Raw genomic sequence first — 12,122 nt, 5'->3', positions numbered from 1 at the left:
TTCCGATCCGATTTCCTCGGTGCTTTCCAGTCCAGCGCTTCCGCGCTTTCCTTTCCGGCGGTTCCGACTCTATCAGACTCTTTTCAGTGCCTGACTCCCAGTCAGCGGGGCTTGTCTTCGCGGCTGTTGGGCCGTTCCGACGAGTGAGACTTTAGCGGATTCCCGGCCCGTCCCGTTAATCGGGGCGGGCCCTCACGGGGAGCGGAATCCTCATTACGTAAAAACGCATACGGAGAAGACGATGACGGATCATCGCTGCTTGATGTGTTGGTACGGAATGGCCGTCCGGGGACCGACCGTGGTCGGCGCTCACGCTGGACAGCTCGGAGAACATTACGGACCGGGCCGGGGGGTGTCAAATCACGGGTGGGGGGCCGTCGGGGGCCTGAAGGAGGCCCGGTAGGCGCGGGGGCTGGTGGCGAGGCGGGCGGCGAAGTGCTGGCGCATGGTGACCTCGCTGCCGAACCCGGCGCGGCGGGCGACCTCGGGCATGGGCAGGTCGGTGCGTTCGAGGAGTTTGCGGGCGGCGGCGAGGCGCTGGTCGAGGAGCCAGCGGGCGGGGGTGGTTCCGGTGGTGGCGGCGAAGTGGCGGGCGAAGCCCCGGGGGGACATGCCGGCGCGGCGGGCGAGGTCGGCGACGGTGAGGGGTTCGTCCAGGTGGCGCAGGGCGTGGGCGCGGACGTCCGCGAGGGCGTCGGCGTCGCGGTCGGCGCGGGGGGTGGGGTGGTCGATGAACTGGGCCTGGGTGCCGGTGCGGAACGGGGCGGTGACCATGGAGCGGGCGATGGTGGCGGCGGTCTCCGCGCCGTGGTGTTCCCGGACCAGGTGGAGGCAGAGGTCGATGCCGGCCGCGGTTCCGGCGGAGGTCCAGATGCCGTCGTCCTCGGTGAAGAGGGCGTCGGGGGTGAGGGTGACGGCGGGGTGGCGGGCGCGGAACTCGTCGGCGAGGTGCCAGTGGGTGACGGCTCGGCGGCCGTCGAGGAGTCCGGCCTGGGCCAGGGTGAAGGCGCCGCCGCAGAGGGCGGCGATGGTGGTGCCACGGACGTGCGCCCGGCGCAGGGCGGTGAGGACGGGTGCCGGGGCGGGGGCGAGGTCGTCGAGGCCGGGGACGACGACCAGGTCGGCGCCGGGGAGCCAGGCCGGGGTGCGGTCGGGGGTGAGGGTGAGGCCGCCCCTGAGGGGGACGGGGGCCGGGTCGGCGGCGACGCGGCGGAGCTCGAAGGCGGGGACGCCCCGGTCGGTGCGGTCGGTGCCCCAGACCTCGGTCGCCACGCTGACGTCGAAGGCGCGGACGCCGGGGAAGACCAGCAGGGCGATCCGCTGGGTTCCGGTGCGCGTTCCTGAGGTGGGTCCCGGGACGGTTCCGGTGGCGGGCCCGGGGTGAGGGGCCTCGGTGAGGTCTTCGGGGCGGTCTTCAGGGTGGAGGGCCTCGTTCACTCTGGCAGTAAACCATCGAACGATGGCATGCGGACCGCTGGGACCGGGTGGCCGGAGGGCGGCAGCATCGAGGGCATGGAGATCACGGAGAACGCGGCGCTGTTGGTGGTTGACGTGCAGAAGGGGTTCGAGGAGGTGGAGTGGTGGGGCGCGCGGAACGAGCCGGGGGCCGACGGGCGGATCGCGGCGCTGATCGACGGGTGGACGGCGACCGGACGGCCGGTGGTGTTCGTACGGCACGACTCCGTGTCGCCGGGGTCCCCGTTGCGACCGGGGCGGCCGGGCAACGACTTCCAGGAGTACGTGGCGGAGCGGCGGGGGAAGGCTGCCGTCGAGCTGTTGGTGACGAAGACGGTGAACTCGGCGTTCTACGGGACGCCGGACCTGGACGCGTGGCTGCGGGAGGCCGGGATCGGGCAGCTGACGGTGGTCGGCACGCAGACGAACATGTGCGTGGAGACCACGGCGCGGATGGGCGGCAACCTGGGGTACGACGTGCTGTTCGTCCTGGACGCCACGTACACGTTCCCGCTGGAGGGGCCGTTCGGGTGGCGGCTGGAGGCGGACGAGCTGGCGCGGGCGACGGCGGTCTCGTTGCACGGCGGCGGGTTCGCCCGGGTGGTGCGGACGGAGGAGGTGCTGGGTGCGCTGGGTGCCGCCGTGGGCGGTCCGGTGGGGTGAGCGGTCAGCGGGGCGGGGGGTCCTGGGCGGCCAGGAGGGCGTCGGCGGCGCGGGTCCGGTAGTAGAGGACGGAGCGGCCCGCGCGGCGGCGTTCGACGAGGTGGGCGTCGAGGAGCACCTTCAGATGGCGGCCGATGGTGCCGAGGGCCTGGCCGGTGAGGGCCACGAGGTGGGTGGTGCTCTTGGGGGTGTCGAGGAGGGTGAGGACCGTGGCGCGTACCGGGCCGAGGAGACGGGACAGGGCTTGGGGGGCGGCGGTCGCGGTGGGAGCGGAGGTCGCGGTGGGGTGAGTGGGGTGGGGGTCGAGGAGGGGGCCGGTGCAGGGGTAGGTGACGGCGTGGCTGTGGGCGTTCCAGGAGACCCAGGTGTGGGCGGGGGTGACGGGGACGAGGACGAGCCGGGTGCCGGTGAGGTCGCGGGGTGGGTACTCGTGGACGTTGACCTGGAGGCGGCCCTCGCCGAGCCAGCGCAGTCCGGGGCGCAGTCCGTTCAGCGCGGTGGCCCAGCCGCCCCGGGTGAGGTGGCGGAGCCGGGCGATGACGTCGGCTTCCAGGACGCGGCGGCGTCGGGGCCAGGTGGGCAGGACGGTCTCGGTCCAGACCCAGTGGAGGAGGTCGGCGGTGCGGTCGGCGAGGTCGGAGCGGTGCAGGAGGGGCGGGAGCGGGCCGGGGAGGGAGCGGGTGAGGTGGGAGCGGACGGCGTCGGGGGCGGCGGCGCGGACGGCGGCCAGCTCGGTGGTGAAGGCGGGGGTGGCCGTGTCGGTGACGGTGAGGTCGCCGGTGGGGGTGGGGGTGAGGTAGTCGGCGAGCCAGTGGCGGCCCAGGGCGGCGCGGATCAGCCGGGCGGTGACCGGGTCGGCGGCCAGTCGGGCCCGGTAGGCGGGGCGGTGGGCGGCGAGCCACGCGTGGTCGCCGGGGTGGGTGGCGGTGCCGCGTTCGAGGCTGATGAGGGCGGCGGTGGTCTCGGAGAGCGGGGAGATGACGAAGCGGCTCGCGGCGAGGGTGTCCGCGGGGACGTGCCACCAGCCCATGGGGTCCCTTTCGGTTTCGGTCGGGTGGGGGTCCCTTTCAGTGGGGCCGGGATCCCTTTTCGGTCGGGTGGAGTGCCTTTTCGGTGGGGTGGGGTGCCTGGTCGGTCGGGTGGGGTGTGTGGTCGGTGGGGTGGGGTGTGTGGTCGGTGGGGTGGGGTGTGTGGTCGGTGGGGTGTGTGGTCGGTGGGGTGGGGGTGCTGTTCGGATGGTGGTGCGCGGGGGCGCGTTCGCGGGGCTTGGTTTCGCGTGGGGGCGAAAGAGTAAGGGGGTGGGGGCGCGGGTGCCCAGACTCCGGGGATGCGGAGCTATCGGGAGTTGTTCGGGGTGCCGGAGTTCACCCCGCTGTTCGTGACGAGCGCGCTGCACGTGGCGGCGTCGACGGTGGGCGGGCTGGCGCTGGGGGTGCTGGTCTACGGGGCGACGGGCTCGCCGCTGCTGGCGGCGCTGAGCATGTTCGGGGCCTCGTTGGCGCAGGTCGTGGGGGCGGCGGTGCTGATGTCGGCGGCGGACCGGCTGCCGCCGAGGGCCGCGTTGGTGGGGCTGGCGGCGCTGTTCGCGGTGGGCACGGCGGTGCAGGCGGTGCCGGGGATGCCGGTGTGGGGGTTGTTCGCGGTGCTGCTGGGGCTGGGGACGGCCGGGGCGCTCGGCGGCGGGGTGCGGTACGGGCTGCTGAACGAGGTGCTCGCCCGGGACGGGTTCCTGCTGGGGCGGTCGGTGCTCAACATGGTGACCGGGCTGGCGCAGGTGGCGGGGTTCGCGGTGGGCGGAGTGCTGGTGGCCGTGCTGTCGCCGCGCGGGACGCTGCTGCTGGGGGCCGGGCTGTACCTGGGTTCGGCGGTGGTCGCGCGGTGGGGGTTGCGGGCGCGGGCGCCCCGGGCGGCGGGGCGGGCGTCGGTGGCGGAGACCTGGCGGACCAACCGGTTCCTGTGGTCGTCACGGCCCCGGCGGATCACCTACCTCGCGCTCTGGTTGCCGAACGGGCTGGTCGTGGGGTGCGAGGCGTTGTTCGTCCCGTACGACCCGGAGCGGGCGGGGTGGTTGTTCGCCTGCGCGGCGCTGGGGATGTTCGTGGGCGACACGGTGGCGGGGCGGTGGGTGCCGCCGGGGTGGCGGGTCCGGGTGGACGTGCCGTTGCGGCTGTTGCTCGCGGTGCCGTACGCGGTGTTCCCGTTCGGGCCGTCGTTCCCGGTGGCGTTGGTGGCGGTGGGGGTGGCGTCGGTGGGGTTCTCGGCGACGCTGCTGTTGCAGGAGCGGTTGATGGCGCTGACCCCGAGGGAGGCGTCCGGGCAAGCGCTAGGGCTGCACGGCGCGGGGATGATGACGGCGCAGGGGGTGTGCGCGGCGCTCGCGGGGGCGCTCGGGCAGTGGCTTCCGCCGGAGGTGGCGATGGGCGTGCTGGCCGGGGCGTCGGTGGCGGTGACCGTGGTGCTGGTGGTCGCGGCGCGGGCGGACCGGGAGGGGGACGGGGATGGGGGCAGAGCCGGGGGCAGGACCGGAACTGGGACCAAGAGGGGGGCCGGGGTCAGTAGGGGGCCGGGTGGTCCGGACGGCACGGGTGGTCCGGACGGTACTGGGGGCGAGGTCGGGGCCAAGACCGGTGCCAGCGCTGGGGTCGGTACGTGGCCGGGTGGTGGTCCGGGCGGCACCGGAAGTGATCCGGACGGCACCCGGGGCGGTCCGGACGGCTCCGGGGGTGGTGGAGTGGCCGGGTCGGGGCGGCCTGGTAGGCGGCGCCGGGTGCGGGGGTCCCTGGATGGTGTGGGCGGCGGGGCTGCCGAGGGGTGAGGAGGGTGGGGCCGGTGTCCCGCCCGGGTGCCGGTGAGCCGGAGCCGGTGGGTTCCGGGGCCCGGTTCCGGTGTCCTCGGGCCCGTGCCGTGGGTGACGGTCTGGTCTCCCGGGCCGGGGCCCGCGTATCGGTGGCCGGGGCCCCGGGCCCCGGCCACCGGGGCCTGGCGCCTGGTGCCCCCCGAGGGCTCCGGGGCTTGGTGCCCGAGGGCTCCGGGCCGGTGTGGAGCGTCGCTGTTCCGGGACCGGACCGGGCGGTGCCTGGAGACCGGTGTGGGACGTCGTCCTCCGGGGCCCGGGCGGACGTCGCGCTCCGGGGCCGGGCGTCGGTGCCCGGAGGTTGGTGTGCCCGGGCCCGGGCCCGTGCCGTGGGTGTCGGCGACGGTGCCTGCGTGGCGGTGTCCCGGGGCACCCCCTGGAGCCGGCCGGGGGCCTGCGCGGCTCGGTCGCGTCGGGGAGCGGCCCGGGCCCGGGGCGGTCAGGTGTTGGTGCCGGAGGCGAGTTCGCGGCTGCGGTCGCGGGCGGCTTCGAGGGCGGCGATCAGGGCGGCGCGCACCCCGTGGTTCTCCAGTTCGCGGATGGCGTTGATGGTCGTCCCGGCGGGCGAGGTGACGTTCTCGCGGAGCTTGACGGGGTGTTCGCCGCTGTCGCGGAGCATCACGGCGGCGCCGATGGCGGCCTGCACGATCAGGTCGTGGGCCTTGTCGCGGGGCAGGCCGAGCAGGATGCCCGCGTCGGTCATCGCCTCGACCAGGTAGTAGAAGTACGCGGGGCCGGAGCCGGAGAGGGCGGTGGCCGCGTCCTGCTGGCTCTCGGGGACCCGGAGGGTCTTGCCGACCGCGCCGAAGATCTCCTCGGCGTGGGCGAGGTGCCGGGCGGTGGCGTGGGTGCCCGCCGAGATCACCGACATCGCCTCGTCCACCAGGGCGGGGGTGTTGGTCATGACGCGGACCACGGGGGTGCCCTCGGGGAGGCGCTCCTCGAAGAAGGTGGTCGGGATGCCCGCCGCGCCGCTGATGACCAGGCGGTCGGCCGGGAGGTGGGGGGCGAGTTCGTCGAGGAGGGCGCCCATGTCCTGCGGCTTCACCGTCAGGATGAGGGTGTCCGCGGTCTTGGCCGCCTCCTGGTTGGTGACGGGGGTGACGCCGTAGCGGGCGCGGAGTTCCTCGGCGCGTTCGGGGCGGCGGGCCGTGACCAGGAGGTCGGCCGGGGGCCAGCCGGACCGGATGACGCCGCTGAGCAGGGCCTCGCCGATCTTTCCGGTACCGAGGACTGCGACTTTCTGGGGCATGTCGGGGCCTTCCGCAGGGGCGTTCTCGTTGCCGGTCATCCTCGCAGAGGGACCCGTCCGGAGGTCGGGGCGTCTCATGGGCGGGGACCGGCCGGGGGGCGGCGTGACCTGGGGCGGGGCGTCCGGCGGGGGCGGTGCGGACGGCCGGGGGGGGCGGTTCAGGCGGTGCGGCGGCGGAGGGTGGCCGCGCCGAGGGCCAGCACGAGCAGGGCGCACCCGGCGACGACGCCGACGTCCCGGACGAAGTCGGCGGTCACGGTGGAGTGGCGGAGGACCTCGTTCATCCCGTCCACCGCGTACGACATGGGGAGCACGTCGGAGACGGCCTCCAGGACGGGGTGCATGGCGGAGCGGGCGGTGAACAGTCCGCAGAGGAGCAGCTGGGGGAAGATCACCGCGGGCATGAACTGCACGGCCTGGAACTCGGAGGCGGCGAACGCCGAGACGAACAGGCCGAGGGCGGTGCCGAGGAGGGCGTCCAGCAGGGCGACGAGCAGCAGCAGCCACGCCGAGCCGACGACGTCCAGGCCGAGGACCCACAGGGCGAGGCCGGTGGCGAGCAGGGACTGCGCGACGGCCACGGTGCCGAAGGCGAGGGCGTAGCCCGCGATCAGGTCGGCCTTGGCCATCGGCATGGCGAGCAGGCGTTCGAGGGTGCCGGAGGTGCGTTCGCGCAGGGTGGCGATGGAGGTCACCAGGAACATGGTGATCAGCGGGAAGACGCCGAGGAGGGCGGCCCCGATGGCGTCGAAGGTGCGGGGGCTGGCGTCGAAGACGTAGCGCAGCAGCAGGAGCATCAGGCACGGGACGAGCAGCATCAGCGCGATCGACCGGGGGTCGTGGCGGAGCTGGCGCAGGACCCGGGCGGCGGTGGCGAGTGTGCGGCTGGCGTTCACGGGAGGTCTCCTTCGGGCGCGGTGGGCGGTCAGGGGGGTCAGGGGCCGTTGGGTGCGGGTGGTCCGGCGGCGGGCGGTCGGTGGGCGGGGCGGTCGGTGGGCGGATCGTCCCCGGTGGGCGGGTGGCGGGTCGTCAGGTGGTGGGTCGCCGTGCGGTCCGGTGGCGCCTCGGGCGGTGGGCGGAGGGGTCGGGCGGCGGGCCCGGTGACCCGGTGACCCGGTGACCCGGTGGCGGATCGTCCGGCGGTGGGCCGTCCGGCGGTCCGGGGACGGGTGGGGTCAGGGGGGCGGGGCGGGGGTGCCGGTGTTCAGGGGGGCGACCAGGGTGAGGAACGCGGCCTCGGCGGAGTCGGTGCCGGTGCGGGCGCGGAGGGCGGCGGGGGTGTCGTCGGCGATGAGGTGTCCGTCGCGCAGGAGCAGCAGCCGGTGGCAACGTTCGGCCTCGTCCATGACGTGCGAGGAGACCAGGATCGTGGTGCCGCGGTCGGCGGCGAGGTGGTGGAAGAGGTCCCACAGGTCGCGGCGGAGCACGGGGTCGAGCCCGACGGTGGGTTCGTCGAGGACGAGGAGTTCGGGGGTGCCGAGGAGCGCGACCGCGAGGGAGACCCGGCCGCGCTGGCCGCCGGAGAGGGCGCGGGCGAGGGAGTCGGCGTGGGAGGTGAGGGCCACGTCGGAGAGGGCGCGGGTAACCCGTTCGCGGCGGCGTGCGGCGGCGGCGCGGCCGGGTTCGAGGACCGCGGCGAAGTAGTCGAGGTTCTGGCGGACCGTCAGGTCGTCGTAGACGGAGGGCGCCTGGGTGACGTAGCCGACGCGGGAGCGCAGGGTCGCCGATCCGGCGCGGTGACCGAGGACGTCTAGGGTGCCGCTGACCTTGGCCTGGGTGCCGACGATCGCCCTCATGAGGGTGGACTTGCCGCAGCCGGAGGGGCCGAGGAGGCCGGTGATCCGCCCTCGGGGGACGGTGAACGCGAGGTCGTGCAGCACGGTGCGGGGGCCTCGGACGACCCGGAGGTCCACCGCCCGGATCGCCTCGGCGGGCGGGACCACCGGAGCCGCCGGAGCCACCTGAGCCGCCGGGGCTGACGGTGCTGACGGTGCTGACAGTGCTGACGGGTCTGACAGGGCTGACGGGCCCGGGGCGCCCTTCGGCGCTTTCTCCGGGGTCCCCTTCCCGGGTTTATTCATCATGTGATGAATAGTCCTCCCGATGGTTCCCGTCCGTCAAGCGGTGGGGGCCTTTCCCCGGGTACGAGTGCGGTTCCGTCCAGGCGCGGGAGCGCGTCCGTCCGGGAACGGGCGCGCTCCCAGGCGGAGGCGGACGGTTCAGGAACGGCGCTTGGACGGGTCGCCCGCCCGGCGCGCGGTACGGCGCTCGTGGCGGGCGCGCTCCGCCTCGTACTGGGCCCGGGCCCGCTTCTCGCCCGGGGCCTCGACGAAGGAGCGCAGGAAGTACGCCAGCAGCCCGCCGAGGAAGCCGAGGGTCAGCACGCCCCGCCCCGAGGACGGGTCGGCGGGCTCCGGGGCGCGGCCGAACCCGTCCCAGGTGCGGCGGAACGCGAGCGCCGAGCAGAGCGCGAACGCCCCCGTGAACAGGGCGTTCACCAGGGCGCCCACCCGCGCGGCGGCCAGGCCCTCGTAGGCGAGGCGCAGCAGCAGACAGCCCGCGAAGGCGGCGGCGAGGGAGCCGACGGCGACCCCGGCCCGGCGCAGCGCGTAGCCGCGGTCGCGGCGCACCCAGCTGGTGCCGAAGAACGGGAGGGGGGCGGGGCGGGGGCCCTGGGCGGCCGGGGGGTGCTCGCTCACCGGGCGATTATCACCAGCGGGCGGCCACGCGCCCGGCGTACGACCCGGAGCGGGCGGCCGGGTCACACGCCCGGGTGACACTTCCCGCCCCTCCTACCGGCCGGTACCCCCGCACAACCTCCACCCGGCACCCCCGCGATCACCCGTGCCCACCCGCCGACCCGCTAGTTTGTTCACCGGTGGTGGGATCTGCGGACCGTGGACGGATGAGGTGGGGAGTCGTGCAGCTCCGGGGCGGGGACCCTGAGGAGATCGGCGGCTACCCGGTGGAGGCCCGCCTGGGTTCGGGCGGCATGGGCACCGTCTTCCTGGCCCGTACGGGCTCGGGGCGGCCCGTCGCCATCAAGCTGATCCATCAGCACTTCGCGGGCGACGAGGAGTTCCGCATCCGGTTCCGCCAGGAGGTGTCGGCGGCCCGCCGGGTGAGCGGGGTGTTCACGGCGGCCGTCGTGGACGCGGACCCCGAGGCGGCCCGGCCGTGGATGGCCACCGCCTACATCTCGGGCCCCACGCTCGCGCAGCGGATCACCGACGACGGGTCGCTGCGCGGCGCCGAACTGCGGACCCTCGCCATCGGGTTGGCGGAGGCGCTGCGCGAGATCCACCGGGCGGGCGTCATCCACCGGGACCTGAAGCCGTCGAACGTGGTCCTCTCCCCCGACGGCCCCCGGGTCATCGACTTCGGCATCTCCCGCGCCTCGGACAACCAGACGCTCACCATGACCGGGCGGGTGATAGGGACCCCGCCGTTCATGTCGCCGGAGCAGTTGCGGACGCCGCGCGCGGTCGGGCCCGGGTCGGACGTCTTCTCGCTGGCGACGCTGCTGGTGTACGCCGCGACCGGGCAGGGGCCGTTCGACGCGGACAGCCCGTACATGACGGCGTACCAGGTGGTGCACGAGGCGCCCGATCTGCGGGCGGTGCCCGGGGTGCTGCGGGCGGTGGTGGAGCCGTGCCTGGCCAAGGAGCCCCAGGGGCGGCCGTCCGCCCATGAGCTGCTGGTCGCGCTGCGCGATCTGCCGGAGGACCTGGGGACCGGGTCCGCGCCGACCGCCGAGCAGAAGACGCTGCCGGGGAAGAACCCGGTGCCCGGAGGCCCGTCCGGGACGGGCGGAACCCCGGACGGCTCGGACGGCACGGACGGCACGGACGGCACGGACGGCACGGACGGCGTGGCCACGGACGGTGGGAACGCGGGTGCCGGGGGCACCGGCACCGGCGCTGGTTCCGGGGCCGCCGGGTCCGGCGGCGCGGGTTCCGCTTCCCGTTCCGGTTCCCGGCGGAGGCGGGCGCCCCGGCGGGGTCGGCGGGCCCTGCTCGTGGCCGCCGTCACCGCGCTGGCCGCCGCGCTGACCGCGACGGGGGTGGCGCTGTTCGGGCTGGACGGCGGCGGGGACGAACCCGCCCCGACCGGCGGCGGCAGCGGGTCGAGCGCCGGGAGCCGGGCGCTCACCGGGGCCGCGCTCCCCGCCGGGTTCGCGCCGTGGCGCGCCAAGGTGCGCGGCGGACAGCAGCTCGGTGACGAACTGCGCTGCGTGGCCCGGGCCGGGGAGCTGTTCTGCGGGGGCGGCGGGGTGGTCGCGGCCCGGCTGCGGGCCTCCGACGGCGAGGTGCGCTGGCGCCGGACGTACCCCGGGGTGCCCATGCAGGGGCTGCATCTGATCGGAGTGACCGGGGGGCCGGGCAAGGGGCTCGCGGGCCGGGCCGTCCTCGGCTACCACCTGCCGAAGACGGGGTCCGACCGGACCGAGGTGGTGGCGCTGGACGCGGCGAGCGGCAAGGAGCTGTGGCGGACCCGGGTCGGCACCAAGGCCACGTATCTGCTGCGGGAGCCGCAGCACGCGGTGCTCACCGGGACGACCGTGCTGACCGTGGACCCCGCCTCCAGCCGGTTCGAGGGGCGTTCCGCGCGGGGCGGGCAGCGGGTGTGGACGACTCCGCTGCCCAACGGCTCCTGGTGCGCGCCGTTCCTGGCGGGCGGGCGCACGTACGCGATGTGCGCCCCCTCGGCGCAGGTGGCGCTGGGGCGCCCCGGCGAGCTGGTGTTCCACACCCTGGACCCCCGGAACGGGAAGCTCGGCCCGGCGGTGGCGGCGGACGGTCAGCTGCGGCCGGTCGGCGCCCTCGACGGCGGGCTGCTGCTGGTGCGGGAGGCGGCGGGCAGCTCCGGGACGGGCTTCTCGCAGGTCGTGCGGCTGGACATGGCCACCGGTCGCCGGGAGTCGCGCCCCATCAAGGGCTACGGGGGCGCGATGCCGGGGCTGGCGGACGGCAGGCTGTACTTCACCTCGCCCACCGGGGAGGTCAGCGCGGTGGACCCGCGGACCGGACGGCGGTTGTGGCGGGTGCGGACCGCGGCGGAGTGGGCGTCCACGCCCGTCGCGGCGGACGGCACGCTGTACGTGGGGTCGGCGACCGGCCGGGTGACCGCGCTCGACGCCCGCGACGGCGACGAGCTGTGGTCGACGGACTCGCACGCGGGGAGTCCCGGTGGGTTCACCGGGTCGAGTGCCCGGCTGACCCTGGTGGGGCGGGCGCTGGTGGTGGCGGCCGGGGACAACACGCTCTCCGCGTTCGACGTGGCCAAGCCGCCCCGCAGCGGCTGACCGTCCGGCCCCTCCCCCGCCCTCTCGGGCTCCCCGCCCCGTCCCGGCTCCCCGCCCCGTGCCGGCGGCCCGTCGCTTCCCCGGGCTCCCGGCCCGTCCGGTGCGGCCCTCATCCGTGACGGGGACGGTTCCCGGACGGGACGGGGACGGTCCCCCAGGTGGTGCCGGGTCGGGGTCCTCCGGTCTCCGGTCCGGCGCGGGCGCGCGGGGCTTGCTCGCGCCGTTCCCCGCGCCCCCTCCGGGTGCGTCCTGGCCGGGGTGCGCTGTCCTGTGCGGGTGCGCTGTGGCCGTTCGCGCAGTTCCCCGCGCCCCTTGGCTCCTGCCTCGGACGGTGCGCTGTCTTCCTCGGCTCCATCGTGGTTCCTCGCGCCGTTCCCCGCGCCCCTTCGGGGGCTGCCTCGGACGGTGCGCTGTCTTCTTTCGCTCCGTCGTGGTTCCCCGCGCAGTTCCCCGCGCCCCTCCGGGGCGCTCCCCGGGGCGCTCCCGGGAGGGGTCGCTACGGGCCCCGTCAGGGGCGCGGGGAACGGCGCGGGCACCCCAACGGACCCGCACGGAACAACGCACCCCGGCCAGAACGCACCCGATGGGGGCGC

General features: G+C 75.5%; 9 protein-coding genes. 3 read left to right on the top strand and 6 right to left on the bottom strand.

Going from position 1 to position 12,122, the window contains the following annotated elements:
* Positions 1–360: 360 nt before the first annotated feature.
* On the bottom strand, positions 361–1,317 hold the full coding sequence (locus tag ACVWNX_RS20150; RefSeq protein ID WP_454414858.1) for a GlxA family transcriptional regulator: 957 nt from the start codon (positions 1,315–1,317) through the stop codon (positions 361–363).
* A 195-nt stretch (positions 1,318–1,512) separates the two neighbouring features.
* Between ACVWNX_RS20150 and ACVWNX_RS20145 the strand changes: the two genes are divergently transcribed.
* Positions 1,513–2,118 (top strand): cysteine hydrolase family protein, encoded by a 606-nt coding sequence (locus ACVWNX_RS20145; RefSeq protein ID WP_454408788.1) that lies wholly within the window; start codon positions 1,513–1,515, stop codon positions 2,116–2,118.
* Positions 2,119–2,122: 4 nt separating this feature from the next.
* Here ACVWNX_RS20145 and ACVWNX_RS20140 read toward each other — a convergent pair whose 3' ends face one another.
* On the bottom strand, positions 2,123–3,148 hold the full coding sequence (locus ACVWNX_RS20140; RefSeq protein WP_454408786.1) for an ArsR/SmtB family transcription factor: 1,026 nt from the start codon (positions 3,146–3,148) through the stop codon (positions 2,123–2,125).
* A gap of 297 nt (positions 3,149–3,445) precedes the next feature.
* Here ACVWNX_RS20140 and ACVWNX_RS20135 point away from each other — a divergent pair, with 297 nt between their 5' ends.
* A complete protein-coding gene (locus tag ACVWNX_RS20135; protein ID WP_454408784.1) occupies positions 3,446–4,933 on the top strand; it encodes an MFS transporter in 1,488 nt (495 codons plus the stop codon).
* A 478-nt stretch (positions 4,934–5,411) separates the two neighbouring features.
* Here the strand turns inward: ACVWNX_RS20135 and proC are convergent, their stop codons facing one another.
* From proC to ACVWNX_RS20115, 4 genes are all read right to left on the bottom strand, one after another.
* On the bottom strand, positions 5,412–6,224 hold the full coding sequence (gene proC, locus ACVWNX_RS20130; RefSeq protein WP_454408783.1) for a pyrroline-5-carboxylate reductase: 813 nt from the start codon (positions 6,222–6,224) through the stop codon (positions 5,412–5,414).
* A gap of 158 nt (positions 6,225–6,382) precedes the next feature.
* Positions 6,383–7,162 carry an ABC transporter permease gene (locus ACVWNX_RS20125; RefSeq protein WP_454414857.1) on the bottom strand — a complete coding sequence of 260 codons (780 nt, stop codon included), beginning with the start codon at positions 7,160–7,162 and terminating at the stop codon, positions 6,383–6,385.
* A 237-nt stretch (positions 7,163–7,399) separates the two neighbouring features.
* On the bottom strand, positions 7,400–8,185 hold the full coding sequence (locus ACVWNX_RS20120; protein WP_454408782.1) for an ABC transporter ATP-binding protein: 786 nt from the start codon (positions 8,183–8,185) through the stop codon (positions 7,400–7,402).
* Between the two features lie 258 nt (positions 8,186–8,443).
* On the bottom strand, positions 8,444–8,923 hold the full coding sequence (locus ACVWNX_RS20115) for an EamA/RhaT family transporter (protein WP_454408781.1): 480 nt from the start codon (positions 8,921–8,923) through the stop codon (positions 8,444–8,446).
* 221 nt (positions 8,924–9,144) lie between these two features.
* On the opposite strand from ACVWNX_RS20115, the gene ACVWNX_RS20110 reads away from it, so the two are divergent.
* A complete protein-coding gene (locus ACVWNX_RS20110) occupies positions 9,145–11,529 on the top strand; it encodes a protein kinase domain-containing protein (RefSeq protein ID WP_454414856.1) in 2,385 nt (794 codons plus the stop codon).
* Positions 11,530–12,122 lie beyond the last annotated feature (593 nt).

It is taken from the genome of Streptomyces sp. JNUCC 64 (assembly GCF_054484115.1).
Note: the sequence above shows the minus strand (reverse complement) of the source record. Positions and strands in the feature narration are given on the sequence as shown.